The 17,719-nt window shown below is 59.4% G+C and carries 12 protein-coding genes; 6 read left to right on the top strand and 6 right to left on the bottom strand.

The window, feature by feature from the left end; all coding sequences use genetic code 11:
• Positions 1 to 149 precede the first annotated feature (149 nt).
• Together AB8B29_RS35585 and dctA are read right to left on the bottom strand one after the other, a co-directional pair.
• Positions 150 to 1,313, bottom strand: coding sequence for a mandelate racemase/muconate lactonizing enzyme family protein (locus tag AB8B29_RS35585; RefSeq protein WP_037201439.1), 1,164 nt, complete (start codon positions 1,311 to 1,313; stop codon positions 150 to 152).
• A gap of 38 nt (positions 1,314 to 1,351) precedes the next feature.
• Positions 1,352 to 2,659 carry a C4-dicarboxylate transporter DctA gene (gene dctA, locus AB8B29_RS35580; protein WP_439007232.1) on the bottom strand — a complete coding sequence of 436 codons (1,308 nt, stop codon included), beginning with the start codon at positions 2,657 to 2,659 and terminating at the stop codon, positions 1,352 to 1,354.
• 218 nt (positions 2,660 to 2,877) lie between these two features.
• Between dctA and AB8B29_RS35575 the strand changes: the two genes are divergently transcribed.
• The gene (locus tag AB8B29_RS35575; RefSeq protein ID WP_037201436.1) at positions 2,878 to 3,774 is read left to right on the top strand and encodes a LysR family transcriptional regulator; all 897 of its coding nucleotides are present in this window, start codon (positions 2,878 to 2,880) and stop codon (positions 3,772 to 3,774) included.
• 211 nt (positions 3,775 to 3,985) lie between these two features.
• Here AB8B29_RS35575 and AB8B29_RS35570 read toward each other — a convergent pair whose 3' ends face one another.
• From AB8B29_RS35570 to istA, 3 genes are read right to left on the bottom strand one after another with little or no spacing between them, the layout of a single operon-like run.
• Positions 3,986 to 4,345 (bottom strand): hypothetical protein, encoded by a 360-nt coding sequence (locus AB8B29_RS35570; RefSeq protein WP_439007231.1) that lies wholly within the window; start codon positions 4,343 to 4,345, stop codon positions 3,986 to 3,988.
• Between the two features lie 35 nt (positions 4,346 to 4,380).
• Complete coding sequence (istB, locus tag AB8B29_RS35565) at positions 4,381 to 5,175, bottom strand: IS21-like element helper ATPase IstB (protein ID WP_421446353.1); 795 nt, start codon at positions 5,173 to 5,175, stop codon at positions 4,381 to 4,383.
• The gene (gene istA, locus AB8B29_RS35560) at positions 5,165 to 6,685 is read right to left on the bottom strand and encodes an IS21 family transposase (RefSeq protein ID WP_439006679.1); all 1,521 of its coding nucleotides are present in this window, start codon (positions 6,683 to 6,685) and stop codon (positions 5,165 to 5,167) included. Before istA ends, istB begins: the two co-directional genes overlap by 11 nt.
• A 244-nt stretch (positions 6,686 to 6,929) precedes the next feature.
• Here istA and AB8B29_RS35555 point away from each other — a divergent pair, with 244 nt between their 5' ends.
• From AB8B29_RS35555 to AB8B29_RS35540, 4 genes are read left to right on the top strand one after another with little or no spacing between them, the layout of a single operon-like run.
• Positions 6,930 to 7,691, top strand: coding sequence for an ImuA family protein (locus AB8B29_RS35555; protein WP_439007230.1), 762 nt, complete (start codon positions 6,930 to 6,932; stop codon positions 7,689 to 7,691).
• A complete protein-coding gene (locus AB8B29_RS35550; RefSeq protein ID WP_439007228.1) occupies positions 7,606 to 9,129 on the top strand; it encodes a Y-family DNA polymerase in 1,524 nt (507 codons plus the stop codon). The genes AB8B29_RS35555 and AB8B29_RS35550 overlap by 86 nt, the downstream gene beginning before the upstream one ends.
• A complete protein-coding gene (locus AB8B29_RS35545; RefSeq protein WP_439007227.1) occupies positions 9,126 to 12,392 on the top strand; it encodes an error-prone DNA polymerase in 3,267 nt (1,088 codons plus the stop codon). Before AB8B29_RS35550 ends, AB8B29_RS35545 begins: the two co-directional genes overlap by 4 nt.
• A 1-nt stretch (position 12,393) precedes the next feature.
• Positions 12,394 to 13,623, top strand: a complete 1,230-nt coding sequence (locus AB8B29_RS35540) for a hypothetical protein (protein WP_439007226.1) — start codon at positions 12,394 to 12,396, stop codon at positions 13,621 to 13,623.
• Between the two features lie 724 nt (positions 13,624 to 14,347).
• Here AB8B29_RS35540 and AB8B29_RS35535 read toward each other — a convergent pair.
• The gene (locus AB8B29_RS35535) at positions 14,348 to 15,754 is read right to left on the bottom strand and encodes an RtcB family protein (protein ID WP_439007225.1); all 1,407 of its coding nucleotides are present in this window, start codon (positions 15,752 to 15,754) and stop codon (positions 14,348 to 14,350) included.
• A 305-nt stretch (positions 15,755 to 16,059) separates the two neighbouring features.
• On the opposite strand from AB8B29_RS35535, the gene rtcR reads away from it, so the two are divergent.
• The gene (gene rtcR / locus AB8B29_RS35530; RefSeq protein WP_439007224.1) at positions 16,060 to 17,664 is read left to right on the top strand and encodes an RNA repair transcriptional activator RtcR; all 1,605 of its coding nucleotides are present in this window, start codon (positions 16,060 to 16,062) and stop codon (positions 17,662 to 17,664) included.
• Positions 17,665 to 17,719 lie beyond the last annotated feature (55 nt).

Genomic DNA, 17,719 nt, shown 5'->3' with positions numbered 1-17,719 from the left:
GCAGGTTCACGCGCGGATCTCTCCAGCATAATCAAGATATCTCTCAAGCGCTACAACAGCGTCCAGCGACTTCGGTGGGACACTTCGTGGCAGGCGTTGAAGGAGTGTGAGTTGGAGCGGGCGAAAGCCCTCCGCCCGCTTCGTTGATCTTACTCAGCGAGTTCGCGCATGACCCTGATGAGGTCGGACTTGCCCTCGAAGCCGATGCCCGGCAGTTCCGGCATGGTGATGTGTCCGTCGATGACCTTCACGCCATCCGGGAAACCGCCATAGGGCTGGAACAGGTCCGGGTAGCTTTCATTGCCGCCAAGACCAAGCCCTGCCGCAATGTTGAGGGACATCTGGTGGCCGCCGTGCGGAATGCAGCGAGAAGGCGACCAGCCAAACTGGCGCAGGACATCGAGGGTCCGAAGGTATTCGACAAGCCCGTAGGATAAGGCGCAGTCGAACTGCAGATAGTCCCGGTCGGCTCGCATGCCGCCATAACGCAGCAGGTTGCGGGCATCCTGGTGGGAGAACAGGTTTTCGCCGGTTGCCATCGGGGCGTCGTAGAACTCGGAAATCGCCGCCTGCAGGGCGTAGTCGAGCGGATCGCCGATTTCCTCGTACCAGAAGAGGGGGTAGTCGCACAGCATCTTGGCATAAGCGATGCCGGTCTCAAGATCGAAGCGACCGTTGGCATCCACTGCCAGCCGGGCTTGTGAGCCGATCTCTTCGAGGACCGATTCGATACGACCGCGATCCTCATCGATTGACGCCCCGCCGATCTTCATCTTCACGACGTTATAGCCACGGTCGAGATAGCTGCGCATCTCCTTGCGAAGCGCAGTGTTGTCCTTACCCGGATAATAGTAGCCGCCGGCCGCATAGACGAAGACCTTCGGATTGGCCTCACGTCCCTTCATGTCGGCCAAGATGCGAAAGAGCGGCTTGCCCTCGATCTTGGCAACCGCGTCCCAGATTGCCATGTCGAGGGTACCGACGGCGACAGACCGCTCGCCATGCCCCCCGGGCTTCTCGTTCATCATCATCGTCGCCCAGATTTTGTGCGGGTCGAGATTGGTGCCCGCGTCATTCATCAGGCTTTCCGGCGAGGCTTCGAGGATACGGTCCTTGAAGCGCTCACGAATCAGGCCGCCCTGGCCATAACGACCGTTCGAGTTGAAGCCGTAGCCGACGACACGGCGACCGTCCCGGACGACGTCGGTGACGACGGCAACCAGGCTAGCCGTCATTTTGCTGAAGTCGATGTAGGCGTTGCGGATGGGCGAAGCGATCGGCTTGGTAACTTCGCAAACATCAAGGATACGCATTGTATTCTCCGTTGGGTACTTGTTCGATTTGTCTGTAATCAGGACGCCAGTTCGGCGGGTGATGCGGTGATGTTTCGGGGACGCTCGCCGCGCTGCTCGGCGATGACAGCGTTGACCGTCTCCTGGTCGAGAGCCCCTTCCCATTTTGCGATTGCGATGGTGGCGATGCCATTGCCGATCAGGTTTACGACGGCGCGGGCCTCGTTCATGAAGCGGTCGATACCAAGCAGAAGGACGAGACCGGCGACCGGGATGGCATGGAAGCTCGACAAGGTAGCGGCCAAGGTAACGAAGCCTGCGCCGGCAACACCTGCTGACCCCTTGGAGGTCAGCAAAAGGACGCCGAGGATAACGAGCTGCCCTTCGATGCCGAGCGGGGTATTGGTCGCTTGCGCAACGAACACCGCTGCCATCGTCAGGTAGATGCAGGTGCCGTCGGCGTTGAATGTGTATCCGGTCGGTAGCACCAGTCCGACGACGGATTTCTTGCAGCCGAGCCTCTCCAGCTTCGCCATCATGCGCGGCAGTACGGCTTCCGACGAACAGGTCGCAAGAACAATCAGGATTTCGTCCTTGAAGTACCGGAAGAAATGCAGCAACGGAAAACCCGACCAACGGGCGATCGATCCGAGGACAACGATCACGAACAAGGCTGACGTCAGGTAGACGCCCAACATCAGGTGCCCGAGAGCCCAGAGCGAGCCGACGCCATATTTTCCGATCGTATAGGCCACGCCCGCGCCGGCGCCGATCGGTGCCAGGCGCATGATCATGCCGACGATCCGGAACAGAGCCTGGAGCAGAGAATCGAAGACGTCGATGACGGGCTTGGCTTTCTCGCCGAGCTGTACAAGTGCGCAGCCCATCAGCACGGCGATCAGGATGACCTGAAGCATCGCGCCCTTGGCAAATGCATCGACCATCGTCGTTGGGATCACGTTCATGAAGAACTCGATGACGCCGCCCTGTTGCTGGGCGGTCTGCTGGTAGGTTGAGATCGTACTGGCGTCGATCTTGCTAGCGTCGATGTTCATGCCGACGCCGGGCTGCATGATGTTGACGACGATCAGCCCGATGACGAGGGCGATCGTCGAAACGACCTCGAAGTAAATCAGAGACCGTGCACCGATCTTTCCGACCTCCTTGATGTCACCCATCTTGGCGATGCCGAGGACAACGGTGCCGAAGATGACCGGCGCAAGCAGCATCTTGATGAGCTTGATGAAGCCATCGGCGAACGGCTGCAATTTCGTGGCGAAGTCGGGAATGAAAAGGCCAACGATGATGCCGACCCCGATGCCGATCAACACCTGTATGTAAAGCTGACTCAACAGGCGTCTAGCCATTGGTCTCTCCTCCCTGTTTAAATGCGTTCCTCCGCACAGGGGCATGTCATAGGGATGAGGGAGGCTCCTCGTCCAATGCCGATACGGGTTCTATTGGTGCCGTTTTGGCATAGTTAAAACTGAACATCGCTCTCTGGCGCCAGCATTCATCTTGATTTCGTGGGGGAACTGGATGTATCTCGGTGCGGTGGCGGCATGGCTTACTGAGGTATGATAGGATGGAAATTGTTTGGCTGGCCGATCTTCAGGCCCTAGCCGAAACGCTGAATTTTTCCCGTGCGGCCGAAAATCGCAACGTCACGCAGCCAGCGTTCGGCCGTCGTATCCGAGCCTTGGAAGAATGGTGTGGGCTGGAATTGATAGATCGATCCACGCATCGCCTGAAGCTGACGGCAGCAGGCGAAATTGTGCTCGATGCGGCCAACGATGTTGCCAACCGACTGGAACGGGTGAGGCAAGACCTCGATCGTACACGGGCGGATTCTTCGACAGTGACCTTCGCCGCGACCCACGCGCTGTCATTCGTGTTCTTCCCAAGGTGGATACAGGGCCTCGGGCATGTCACCTCGACCATGCCTATTCGACTGTTGTCCGATAACATGAACGAATGCGAGAAGATCATGCTGGGGGGGCGTGCCCAGTTTCTCCTCTGCCACTACCACGAAAACAGCAAAATTCGCCTGGACGCGGCGGACTTCAAACATGTCGAGCTGTCGACTGACCGGCTCATTCCTGTCAGCGGCAAGGATGAGAAAGGTGGTGCGCGTCATCGTCTGCCGGGTACGCAGGAGGCTCCGGTTGCCGAGATTGCATTCGAAGAGAAGTCCGGCATGGGGCGCATCCTCGCCTCGAACTTGTCGTCCAGACTCGGTGAGCTTCATCTCAATACCGTCTTTACATCCCATCTTGCGATGGTGCTCAAAGCCTTGGCAGTCGATGGGAAGGGAGTGGCCTGGATACCCGAAAGCCTTGCTGCGGACGAACTGGGACCAAAAGGCCGGCTGACGAAGGCTGCGTCGGATGAATGGGCCGTTAGCGTGAAGATCGTTCTCATCCGCCCCCGAACGCGGATGACCGCATTTGCGGAGGCGTTTTGGGAGCTGGTTCAGAAATAAGCTGATCGTGATGCTGGTCACGAGCACGACTGTGACCGGCCTAGGAAAATCAATCATGGGTGCGGACGCGTCTGCCCCGAAGTCGAATTCCGTTATTCTTGATCCTCATGCAGGCGCTCGTGTTGAGCGCCCCGGTTTGAATCGATACCATGGACGAACTAGGTCAGAGCTGCGTCGGTGGCGGGACCGTCTACCCACCACCTCACGAACTTCAGGTTTCAGACGACGCGGTCAACGCATTCTCGAGCAACACTCTGGCTGCATCGCAGATTGTCTTGACAAGTCCTGGATCGGGCGTCGATTGCGCCATCACAATCGAGCCCTGGATGAGCGACAGGATCTGGATCACGGCTTTTTCGGGGTCGCTCAATGCCAGGGGCTTGATGAGTGAGGTAACAAATTCATGTAAGCCCTTAAAATAGAAGGCGATGGTCGCCTGTACGTCAGGGGAGTTAGCCTCCGGTCCGAATTCGGCCAGACCTTTCACGAACGGACAGCCGCGGAAAGAAGGCGAACGGAATGGTTCGTCTAACGTGTTGGTTTCCACGCGGAACTGAGCCGGTTTTTCCACCGAGAAGTGAGCCACCTCTGAGTATGGTTTTCTGATCAGGATTTGGTCAAGGGATTAGCTTTTTCTCCTCTCTTTTGGGCTGCTGCAGCCGAGCTGGCTTTGAAGCGGAAGCTATCGTTCCCGGTTTCCAGGATATGGCAACGATGGGTCAGGCGGTCGAGCAGAGCCGTGGTCATCTTGGCATCACCGAAGACGGTCGCCCATTCGCTGAAGCTGAGGTTGGTAGTGATGATGACGCTGGTGCGCTCATAGAGCTTGCTCAGCAGATGGAAGAGCAGCGCACCGCCTGAGGCACTGAACGGAAGGTATCCGAGCTCATCGAGGATCAGCAGATCGAGGCGAACCAGCGTCTCAGCAATCTGGCCTGCCTTGCCTTTGGCCTTCTCCTGTTCGAGCGCATTGACCAATTCGATGGTCGAGAAGAAGCGGACCTTTCGGCGATGATGCTCGATCGCCTGGACACCAAGGGCGGTCGCGACATGTGTTTTTCCTGTGCCCGGCCCGCCGACGAGCACGATATTCTGCGCTCCGTCCATGAACTCGCATCGGTGCAGTTGGCGCACCGTCGCCTCGTTGATCTCGCTGGCTGCGAAGTCGAACCCGGAGATGTCCTTGTAGGCCGGGAAGCGAGCTGCCTTCATGTGGTAGGCGATCGAGCGAACCTCGCGCTCGGCCATTTCGGCTTTCAGCAACTGGGACAAGATCGGCACGGCCGCATCGAAGGCTGGAGCCCCTTGCTCGATCAGGTCGATGACGGCTTGGGCCATGCCATACATCTTCAGGCTGCGCAGCATGATGACGACGGCTGCGCTGGCAGGATCATGACGCATGACGGCCTCCTGCGGTCCGCAGGCGCAAACCATCGTAGCGTTCAACATCAGCCTTGGGTTCACGCAACAGCGTGAGCGCCTGTGGCGTATCAACGTCGGGACCATCGATTGTCTTGCCATCGATCAGCCGATGCAGCAGGTTCAAGACATGCGTCTTGGTCGCCACGCCTGCATCCAGGGCCAATTCCACAGCCCTGACAACAACTTGTTCGTCGTGGTGAAGTACAAGAGCAAGGATATCGGCCATCTCACGATCACCGCCGGAGCGGCGGAGCATCTGGTCCTGAAGTTGCCGAAAGGCCAACGGTAATTCCAGGAAAGGCGCACCATTACGCAGGGCACCGGGCTTGCGCTGGATGACCGCAAGATAATGCCGCCAGTCATAAATCGTACGTGGCGGCTTGTCGTGGCTACGTTCAATGACCCGCTCATGCTCGCATAGGATATTGCCTTCTGCCGCAACGACCAGTCGCTCGGGATAGATCCGCAGGCTGACAGGCCGGTTGGCAAACGATGCAGGCACGCTGTAGCGGTTCCGCTCAAAAGTGATCAGGCAGGTGGGCGAGACGCGCTTGCTCTGCTCGACGAAGCCGTCAAACGCGGCAGGGAGCGCCATCAATGCCGGGCGTTCTGCCGACCAGACGTCCGCGATCGTGCCGGGCAAGGTGCCGTGTGCTGTGTCGCGCCACAGGTCCTGGCAATGCTGTTCCAGCCAGGCATTCAATGCCGCCAGATCCGGAAAGTCAGGCATCTGTTGCCACAGTCGCGGTCGGGCATCCTGGACATTCTTCTCGACCTGACCCTTCTCCCAACCCGCGGCGGGATTGCAAAACTCAGGCGCAAAGACGTAGTGGTTCGTCATCGCGAGGAAACGGATATTGACCTGCCGTTCTTTGCCACGACCGACACGATCAACCGCGGTCTTCATGTTGTCGTAAATGCCGCGACCAGGTACTCCGCCAAACACGCGGAACCCGTGCCAGTGGGCGTCGAAGAGCATCTCGTGCGTTTGCAGTAGGTAGGCCCTGACCAGAAACGCCCGGCTGTGTGATAGTTTGATATGGGCGACCTGAAGCTTCGTGCGCTCGCCGCCTATCACGGCATAATCTTCACTCCAATCGAATTGGAACGCTTCGCCTGGGCGGAAAGACAGAGGAACGAATATGCCGCGGCCCGCTGTCTGCTGCTCAACCCGCCAATTACGGGCGAACGCGGCGACCCGACCATAGGAGCCGGTAAATCCGAGAGCCATCAGATCGGCATGAAGCTGCTTCAACGTTCGGCGCTGCTTGCGCGACCTCCCGGCCTCGGTCTTCAGCCAGCCAGAAAGTTTGTCGGCAAAAGGATCAAGCTTGCTCGGTCGTTCCGGTACCGTGAACGTCGGCTCGATCGTACCGGCACTCAAATACTTCGCAATCGTGTTGCGTGACAGCCCAGTGCGCCGACTGATCTCGCGGATTGACTGCTTCTCGCGAAGCGCCATCCGACGGATGATGTTTAAAAGTCCCATGTGGATCACTCCGTTGCCCCCGTCGCTCACCGCTTTGGGGGGAAGGTTCACATGGCTCAATTCTCAATGGAAATTATGCGCCTAACCGGCTCAGTTCTGCGTGGAAACCAACACCCGCTCCCAGATCGCTGCCACCGACCACTCTTTTACGAGCCCGATTGACTCATGACCCAAGAAGGAACAAATAGAGAACATATCAGCCAAGCGCAATATTGCAAACCCCCGAGGAGCCCATCTGTCCAAAATGCCCGAACCTGTCGTCAGTTCCGTCGTCGCCGAGCTTCGCGACCGCATCCAGCGGCTCGAAGGTCCAAGCGGCCGTGTGCGAGAGGTTTTGCCATTCGGCGTAACGGAGATCGACAGCCGATTGCCCGGGGGAGGTCTGGCGCTGGCAGCCCTTCATGAAGTTGCCGGCGGTGGCAACGGCGCCATCGACGGCGCTGCAGCAGCCCTGTTTGCCGCGGCAATCGCCGCCCGCTCGAAGGGCCAGGTGCTCTGGTGCGTCACACGGCCGGACCTGTTCGCGCCAGCGCTGGCCCAGGTGGGTCTGCTGCCGGGCCGCGTCATCTATGTCGAGGCCGGTGACGAGAAATCATTGCTTTCCTGCATGGAAGAGGGCCTGCGACACGGAGGGCTGGGTGTCGTCGTCGGCGAGCTGGCGCGACTGTCGATGACCGCCTCGCGCCGGCTGCAGCTCGCCGCCGAACGTTCCGGCACCATCGGCATTGCCATCCGCCGCTGGCGCCGACAGACCGAGGCATCCGACTTCGGACAGCCGACGGCGTCGGTCACCCGCTGGCGGGTATCCGTCTTGCCATCCTCGCCCTTGCCGGTTCCAGGCGTTGGTCGGCCGCGCTGGCTGCTGGAACTCATCCGATGTCGCGCCGGAGACAGTGCCGATTTTGAAGTGGAGGCCCCCGATGCCACGGGTCGTATCGCTCTTCCTTCCGAGCTGGTCCACGGATCGCCTCAGACGGAAACTGGGCGACGCAGCGCCTCCGCCTGAGACGCCGCTCGTCCTGATCGGCCGCGAGCAGCGCCGGCGCGTCGTCCTGGCAGCGAACGCGGCTGCGATTGCAGCCGGCTTGCGCATTGGCATGCCGGCGACCAAGGCGCAGGCACTCGTTGCGGAACTCGTCGTGATGGATGCGGATCCGGTCGCCGACGCCGTGGCACTCGATCGCCTGGCGCTCTGGGCCTTGCAGCGCTATGCGCCGATCGTTGCCGCCGATCCACCGGATGGTCTGGTGATCGACACCACCGGCGCCGATCATCTGCATGGCGGCGAGGCGCTGATGCTGTCGGGCATGGTCAACCGCTTCTTCGCCTCCGGCATTTTCGCACGCGCTGCCGTCGCCGACAGCTGGGGTGCGGCCCATGCCTGCGCCCGGTTTTTGGGCGACCCGACGCTTGTCATTCCATCGGGTGCTCAGGCCGACGCTGTCGAAAATCTGCCGATCGCAGCCCTTCGTCTCGATCCTGCCATCGTCGCCGGTCTTCGTGTTCTCGGGTTCAACACGATCGGCGAGCTGGCAAGCCAGCCGCGTGCGCCACTCGCCCTTCGTTTCGGGCCGGAGCTCGGTCGTCGCCTCGACCAAGTGATGGGGCGCATCGCCGAGCCGATCGATCCGGTGCGCACGCCGGAACTGGTCGAAGTCCGCCGTGCCTTCGGCGAGCCGATCGCCGCACCTGAGACGATTGCGCGCTATACCGCCAAGCTGGTCGACCAGCTCTGTCGTGCGCTCGAGCAAAAAGGCCTCGGCGCCCGCCGCGTCGATCTACTGTTTCACCGGGTCGACAGCTCCTACCAGGCGATCCGCGCCGGGACCGCGACACCTGTTCGTGACGTTAAGCGGCTGACGCGATTGCTCACCGACCGGATCGACACCATCGACCCCGGCTTCGGTATCGAGATCATGTCGCTGACGGCAACCCATGCCGAGCAGCTGATCGAACGCCAGGTGATCTCCTCGCTGGTCGAAGAACCGCAAGCCGACGTATCCGGGCTGATCGACATTCTCGGCAATCGCATCGGCGAGCGACGGCTCTACCGCCTCGCGCCTGTTGCCAGCGACGTGCCCGAGCGCTCCGTTGCCCGCGTGGCGCCGATGACGCCGGACAACGGCGAGACCTGGCCCGATCATTGGCCGCGGCCGACACGCCTGCTGCCGCATCCCGAACGGATCGAGACCATGGCCCTCTTGCCTGATCACCCACCGGTCAGTTTTACCTGGCGCGGTATCCGCCGACGGGTCAAACGCGCGGATGGGCCGGAGCGCGTCTTCGGTGAATGGTGGAAGCGCGATGCGGAGCTTGCAGCCGTGCGTGATTATTTCCAGGTCGAGGACGATGCCGGCGAGCGCTACTGGATTTTCCGGTCTGGCGACGGCGAGCATGGCGAGACCGGCAGTCATCAATGGTTCCTGCACGGGATATTCGGATGACAAGCCTGAGATATACCGAACTGCAGGTGACGTCGCATTTTTCCTTCCTGCGCGGTGCCTCCTCCTGTGAGGAACTATTCGCGCAAGCAGCAGACCTTGGCATCGAAGCTCTGGCGATCGTCGATCGCAACAGCCTCGCCGGCATTGTCCGTGCCCATCAGGCGGCCAAGGACACTGGCGTCCGGTTGATCGTTGGCTGCCGTGTCGATCTCGAGGATGGCCTGTCGGTGCTCGTCTATCCCACGGACCGACCGGCCTATGCCAGGCTTTGCCGGCTGCTGTCGCTTGGCAAGAAACGCGGCGGCAAGGCGAAATGCCGGCTGGATTGGGCTGACCTCGTCGCCTATGGCGAGGGCCTGATTGCTGTCTTCCTGCCCGACCAGGCTGATGAGACCTGTGCGCTCAACCTGCGTCGCCTGCGCGAGGCTTTTGGTGACCGCGCCTATCTGGCGCTGACGCTGCGCCGCCGGCCGAACGACCAGATGCGCCTGCACGAACTGTCGAACATGGCGACAGTCATGTGCGTTGCGACTGTCGTCACCAATGACGTGCTGTTTCACATTCCGGAGCGGCGCATCCTGCAGGATGTCGTCACCTGCATTCGCCACACCGTCACCATCGATGATGCCGGGTTTCGGCGGGAGCGGCATGCCGACCGCTATCTAAAACCGCCGGAAGAAATGGCGCGGCTGTTTTCCCGCTACCCGGAAGCGCTTGCCCGCACCATCGAGATTGCGGAGCGTTGTCGCTTCTCGCTCGACGAGCTCGCCTATCAATATCCGGAGGAGCGCGCCCATCCCAACCTGACGCCGCAGCAGACATTGGAGCAACTGACGTGGGAGGGTGCTGCCTGGCGTTATCCGGAGGGATTGCCGGATAAGGTGCGCAAGAACCTCGAGCATGAGTTGCGGCTGATCGAGAGACTGCAATATGCGCCATACTTCCTGACGGTGAACTCGATCGTCCGCTTTGCCCGCTCAAAAGACATTCTCTGTCAGGGCAGGGGCTCCGCCGCCAACTCCTCCGTCTGCTATGTGCTCGGCATTACCTCGATCGACCCTGATATCAACGACCTCCTCTTCGAGCGCTTCGTCTCAGAGGAGCGTCGCGAGCCGCCGGATATCGATGTCGATTTCGAGCACGAGCGCCGCGAGATCGTCATGCAATGGGTGTTCGAGACCTATGGCCGCGATCATGCCGCGTTATGCTCGACCGTCATTCGCTATCGCTCGAAGGGAGCAGTGCGCGATGTCGGCAAGGCACTCGGCCTGCCGGAGGACATGACAAAAATGCTCTCCTCGAATGTCTGGGGCTGGGGCGAAGACGTTGGCGAACAGCACGCCAAGGAGCTCAATCTCAATCTTGGCGATCGAAGCCTGCGCCTGACGCTGGAGCTCGCCCGACAGCTGATGGGCGCCCCGCGTCATCTCTCTCAACACCCGGGCGGCTTTGTGCTCACCCGTGACCGGCTCGACGAGCTTGTGCCGATCGAGCCGGCGGCCATGACTGAGCGGCAGGTGATCGAGTGGGACAAGGATGATATCGACATCCTGAAGTTCATGAAGGTCGATTGCCTGGCGCTCGGCATGCTCTCCTGCATGAAGCGGGGGTTTAATCTGCTCGCCGAGCACAAGGGCATGACTCTCGATCTTGCCACCATCCCGCCGGAGGATTCGCGCACCTATGCGATGATCCGCAAAGCCGACACGCTCGGCACCTTCCAGATCGAGAGCCGGGCGCAGATGTCGATGCTGCCGCGCATCAAGCCGCGCACCTTCTATGATCTCGTCATCGAGGTGGCGATCGTCCGCCCCGGCCCAATCCAGGGCGACATGGTGCATCCCTATCTCCGGCGCCGGGAAGGAAAGGAGAAGGTCGTCTATCCCAAGCCCGAGCTGGAGAAGGTGCTCGGCAAGACGCTTGGCGTGCCGCTGTTCCAGGAACAGGCCATGCGGGTGGCGATCGAATGCGCCGGCTTCACGCCGGGCGAGGCCGATCAGTTGCGCCGGGCCATGGCAACGTTCAAGCATACCGGTGGCGTTTCGAAGTTTGGCCAGAAGCTCATCTCCGGCATGGTGGCGAACGGCTACCAGCAGGAGTTTGCCGAAAAGACCTTCAAGCAGCTCGAAGGGTTTGGCAGCTATGGATTTCCGGAAAGCCATGCCGCCTCCTTCGCGCTGATCGCCTATGCCTCCTCCTGGCTGAAATGCTGGCATCCCGACGTCTTCTGCGGCGCATTGCTTAATGCCCAGCCGATGGGCTTTTATGCACCGGCCCAGATCGTTCGCGATGCGCGCGATCACGGCGTCGAGGTGCGCCCGGTCTGCGTCAATTCCAGCCGCTGGGACTGCACACTCGAGCCGACGGGTGACGAAGAGCGGTTTGCCGTGCGGCTTGGCCTGCGCATGGTCAAGGGGCTTGCCAATGCCGATGCCGCAGCAATCGTCGCGGCACGTGCTGACCAGCCATTCGCCTCGGTTGACGATCTCTGGCGCCGCGCCGGTGTACCGGCCGCCTCGCTGGTCGAGCTCGCCGAAGCCGATGCCTTCCAGCCGTCGCTAAAACTTGCCCGGCGCGAGGCGCTCTGGGCGATCAAGGCATTGCGCGACGAACCGCTACCGCTATTCGCGGCCGCATCCTCCCGCGAAAACCAGACCGTTCCGGAGCTTGATGAACCGACGGTGGCATTGAAACCCATGACATCAGGCGGTGAGGTGGTCGAGGATTACGGCCATGTCGGATTGACCCTGCGCAGCCATCCCCTCTCGTTTCTGCGCGCTGATCTAACCAAGCGCCGTATCGTCACCTGCCGCGACGCGATGCAGGCCAGTGATGGTACATGGCTTGAGGCAGCCTGCCTCGTTCTCGTTCGCCAGCGGCCGGGGTCCGCCAAGGGGGTGATGTTCATCACCATCGAGGATGAGAGCGGCATTGCCAACCTCGTCGTCTGGCTAAAGACCTTCGAGAAATACCGCCGTGTCGTGCTCGGTGCCGGCATGATCGGTGTTTATGGCCGTATCCAGCGGGAAGGGGAGGTTGTGCATCTTGTGGCACATCGGCTCACCGATCTGTCGGCGGAGCTGGCGAGCGTTGGGGATCGCGATGCGGCGTTTCCGCTGCCGCATGGGCGCGGGGATGAGTTTCATCATGGGTCGCCGGTGCCGGATCCGCGTGGGTTTCCGAAGGTGCCGCGGGCGCGGGATATCGTCGATCCCTATCTGCATCTCGATGCGATTAAGGTGAAGACGCGGGATTTTAGGTAGAATGGTGGCGGAGTGCTTGCGGGTTTCGATCCGTTCGCAAACTTCATTTGCGCTTTTATACGAGTGGCATTGCGGCTCATCGGATGACGGGCTGAAATTTAACCCCGGCTGCATTGAAAAATGCAAGTTTGGAAACCTAGCAATTGCAAGGTTCATTGATTTCGAAGGACGTAAGTGTGATGGTGACGACAAGATCAATCCCTTATCGCACCTCGTTTCTATGCGTTTTTCCCGTCCATCTATCAAACCGCTCAATCTCGATCTCGCCAAGTTGAGATGCGTCGGCTCCTGCCCAACGCAAGGGTATGGAGAGACCCATGACGGCCGCCAAATCTATATTCGTTATAGAGGGGGCTGGTTGACGGTTGAGTTTCAGGACCCTGTGGAAACGTTGCTCGAAGTGCAGTTCGGCGATCGCTATGATGGCACGATTATGCTTGAGCAAATCTGCGACCTCACCGGTATCACCATAAACGGCAAAAGACCTGCGATTGATGAGCAGCCGATGCGGGAAGAAGGAGTGCCTGACTGGTCGGGAAAATATGTGCACTGGTCGTTTCATCTGCAATACACATTGGCAGGCAAAAAGGCATTTCTGGCCGATTTCGGTCGAGAGTTTCCTGGTCTCTGCGTCAACCTTGAGCGCACCGAGCAGACACGTGCTTATCACCGGGTTGTTCGTGATTTAACGGAGGATATCGGGCTGCTCGGGGAGTACTTCGTCGGGTTGAGCAGGCCGGTTAGAGGAATGCTGGATGGCGGCCTTCCTCATTATGATGGCGACTACGGGATCGCATGCGGCGATGTGGTTCACCTCAATCTTCCATCGAAAGATCGCGGTACAACCTACCTCATGCATAACATGAAAACCGGTGAGACTGACTTTATAGAGCGGCGAAAATACTCGCCCGAAGCAATGTCCGCAATCATGGCAGAATACGGTATTCTCTGGCCGACTTATGAGGGCAGAATTTCGGGTGCTATCCGCGCGAATGATACGACGGACGATCAAGCGCTTAGCCGTATCGAGGAAGTCGTGGAAAGACATTTCGGGAACAAAATCAAGCTGGTCGATCTTGAGTCCGCTGAAGCGCTTAACCGCTATGAGGCGATGATGTGGTATAGCCGCGACCAGATCGAGTGGTGCGATTTGGACAGAAAACGTTTCCTATACGTGAACAAGAACCATGGTCCCGAAGGCCGAATTGTCGCACAAATTCCGGACTGCTGACGTCTAAGGGCTGCCGGGTTGCCGGCGCCCGACCGTCAGGACCATCGGCGTGACCAACTCGCCTGGAAAATCGGCCAGCGAAGCTATTTGTTGTTGGCATCGTCGACTTGCACATCCCGTCACCTCCGGCGGACTTCAGAGGTCACGTCGATTGCAAATGAGCTCCCGACGACTACGTTTTTCTGAGCGTCATGAACTCTTGCTCCGACACGAATTTCACCTATCGTACCAACAGGTTGATTACTGGAAGATGTGGATATCCCTTGATACGGGGTTGCCGGTGAAATCCCATTATAAGCGGGTTCGGCCGAAAGCCGTTATCGAGTGGGACGGTACCTACACGTACGGCCCTGATATCAAAGACCCCGTCTGAACTAAGGCACGTCGTCCTCTATAGGACCACCCATCGTCGGCATCCCAATGGCCGCTTTTGGCGGATATTCTTGAAAAAATCTATTTTCTATATTGTCTGATTTTTTAGCGCGCCGTTGTGTAGAACGGAGCCGAAGTTTGACCCCTTTTAGGCGGGGCGCAACCTATTGATTGTCATGCATAAATCTATGTAGGGGTGAGGCCACGAGCGGCGTAAGTCTTGACCCCAGTACTTTTTCATTATCCTCTGCATTTTCAGATCGTTATCGCAGATACCAGCGGGGTCAAGCTCTGGCTCCTGATCATAATGCTGCATATCGAGGGAAGGCGAGCTTGCCGCCTTCCCCGATGGTTACTGGCGTTTCTTGCGCCACGGCGCATTCTTTTGCCAGTCGCCGGCCATGATGCTCCCGTATGGGATCACCTCATCGACCACCTCGGCGAGACCGTAATGTTCGATCTGCGCCCGCACGTTCGCAGCACTCTTGTAGGCACTCGGCAGTTCCGACACATCGGCGAAACCGGAGAAGAACCGCGCGTCGAGACCGCTTGTTTCCTTCTCTAGGATAGCCGCGATGTTGTTCGGGCTGAGCCCGCGAGTGTCCGCTCCATATTCGGCTGACAACTGCCTCATATGCGCGCTGCGCGAAAAGTTTCGGCCGGCACCATGTGGTGAGAAGCCGAGACCATGTGGGGCATTCGAACCGCGAACGATCAGGATCGGTTCCGCCATGTTAAGCGGAATGATGGTCAGATCGGTCGCATCGTCAGCCCAGTTGTCGAAGGCGGGCGTCGCACCCTTTCCATGGTAGAACAGTCCGTCCGACTTCCGGAAAACGAAGTTGTGTTCGTTCCAGAATCGATCGGCGACCTTGGCCGAAAGCTTTTCCGCCGCCATGTCGTGAAGGGCATAGTGGTTCTCCTTCGTCCATTGGCGAATGGTCTGCAGCGCCAACCAATACGCGTCCCCTTCCTCGGTATCTGCCGGAATCCAGGCATTTTCCCGATGCGTCTCGGGCGAGATACGCTCACGAAACCGGTTGGCCACTTTCATGCCCTTGTCGTAGAGCCGGGCGCCCGGCGCCCGCGATCCATGATGGGTGGCAAGCGCGGTTTCGCCGGTCGACTTCATCGTTCCGACATAGGCGAAATGATTGCCGTCACCCTGCGTCGCGAAATGCTCAATGCCAACGCTCAGGGCGCCGTCGCGCAGATATGGGTTCTGCTCGAAAGCCGAAAGCGTCGCCTCGGAAGGCTTCAGTTGCGCACCGCGCGGACGGCCACCCGGACCAAAGTGCGTCACAGCATGAATGGCGTCCAGCAGTGATTTCGGATCCACTCCCGGAAAGATCGAGATCGCCATCGAGCAGCAGATATCGGCCGAATGCATGCCGGGATGGATTGCTTCGGATGCCACTACGCCGCCGACCGGGATCGTTCCGACCGGACCAGCCGGGCAGGCGTCCGGCATGATCGCCGCGGCCCGAACGATAGGAGTGCGCACCAGCGCGCGCATCGTCGCATTGACCTTCTCGACATTATCCTGCTCAAAGGCGTTCTCGGCGCGGATGTTGGAATAGATCTCGATATCGTTATCGGCCTTCAAGGCAAGCGTTGGCCCTGGCTCAAATGCCTTTGCCGCCTCCAGGGCGTCTGTTACCGAGCCCCCCTTGCTCAAAACCGCGTTGGCCGCGTCGAGAGCCGGGCGAAACCACTTCCCCTGGCTCATGCCGGCGTCGATCAAATCCTGTCCGCTCATTACCGTTGTCATTGTCTTTTCTGCGTCTGCAGTCCTTCTATTAAGTTACTTCCCTCTACACACCGCTTGGGTGACGAACTGTGCCTGAGACCATGACGGTAGCTCGCGATCGGTTCGTGCCAGATACATTTCAAGACGCGTGCCAGTTTCCGGAAAAACAATGCGATATGCATGAAGTTTCCTTTCATCCGTCTGTTTTTAAATGTGAAAATTTTTCGATCCGTCAACGGGAGTCGTCAATTGCGAAAACTCACGTCCCGATTATATTATCTCAGAATATATAGAATTATAATTTTGGATAAATCATGAAGCGCCGTGTTGCCATCAGCATATTGGGTACCACCCTGGATGCGGGGAAATGGGAGAATCGCTGGAGCCGCTGGCGGCCCAATGTCGCGCTCTGCCAGCAACCGGGCCTGTTCATCGACCGGCTCGAACTGATTCACGACAATCACTCGCAAGCGCTTTTTCACCGCATCGTCGGCGACATCGAAACCGTGGCGCCGGCGACCGAGGTGCGCAGCAACGTCATCAACTTCCGGGATCCCTGGGATTTTTCGGAGGTCTACACGAACCTCAGGGACTTCGCCCGCGGTTACAGCTTCGACCCCGAAACGGAAGACTATCTCGTCAACATCACCACCGGCACCCATGTGGCGCAGATCTGTTGGTTCCTACTGACTGAAGCCCGCATTATTCCCGGCCAGCTGCTACAGCTCTCGCCGCCCCGTCACCGAGAGCCGGAGCAGGACTTCGCCGGCACGCACCGGATCATCGACCTCGACCTTTCCCGCTATGACGAGATCGCCAAGCGTTTCGCTTCCGAGCGCGAAGATGCCGCCTCTTTCCTGAAATCGGGGATCTCCACCCGCAACGCCGCCTTCAACAGGATGATCGACGAGATCGAAAGGGTGGTGATCCGCTCCACGGCGCCCGTTCTGCTGACCGGACCGACCGGGGCCGGCAAGTCGCAGCTCGCCCGCCGAATCTATGAGCTGAAAAAGAGCCAGCGCAAGGTCAGTGGCCCGTTCGTCGAGGTCAACTGTGCGACCTTGCGCGGCGACCAAGCCATGTCCACCCTGTTCGGCCATGTGAAGGGCGCATTCACCGGTGCAGCAAGCGAGCGGCCCGGCCTGCTCAAATCCGCTGACAAGGGCGTGCTGTTCCTCGACGAGATCGGCGAACTCGGCTTAGACGAACAGGCTATGTGCTTGCGGGCGATCGAGGAAAAGAGGTTCCTGCCCGTGGGCGCTGACCGGGAGACATCTGCGGACTTTCAGCTGCTGGCCGGCACCAATCGCGATCTCGGCGAGGATGTCCGCAAGGGAAGGTTCCGCGAAGATCTCTATGCCCGGCTCAATCTCTGGACCTTCCAGTTGCCGGCCCTGCGCGAACGCAAGGAGGACATCGAGCCCAATCTCGACTTCGAGCTAAAGCGCTATCTGGAACGTGAAGGTGAAAACATTACCTTCAACAAGGAGGCGCGCGATCGCTATCTTGCGTTCGCGACTGGCCCGCAAGCCGTCTGGAGCGCCAACTTTCGCGACCTGTCGGCCTCGGTGACGCGTATGGCGACACTCGCACCTCATGGGCGCATCACCACCGACGTTGTAGACGATGAAGTCCGACGGCTGAATGCGTTTTGGCGCAGTTCAAGTGACCACGGCAGACCGGACCTGATCATTGATGAAGTACTGGGCGCAGAAGCTGCCGCTCGGCTCGATCACTTCGACGCGATGCAGCTTGCCACTGTTCTCCATACCTGCCGCGAGCATGCGACTGCGAGCTCTGCCGGCCGAGCCTTATTTGCAGTCTCGCGATTGGAGAAAAAGAGCAGCAATGATGCAGATCGGCTGGCAAAGTATCTCGCGCGCTTCGATCTCAGATTTGAGGATGTCAAACAACGATGACGATGGCGGGCTCGGTAATGCTTCTCTCCAAAACGCCGAAAACGAGTTTCATAGG

The organism is Rhizobium sp. 11_C7_N12_5 (genome assembly GCF_051811145.1).
Taxonomy (GTDB): domain Bacteria; phylum Pseudomonadota; class Alphaproteobacteria; order Rhizobiales; family Rhizobiaceae; genus Rhizobium; species Rhizobium lusitanum.
Note: the sequence above shows the minus strand (reverse complement) of the source record. Positions and strands in the feature narration are given on the sequence as shown.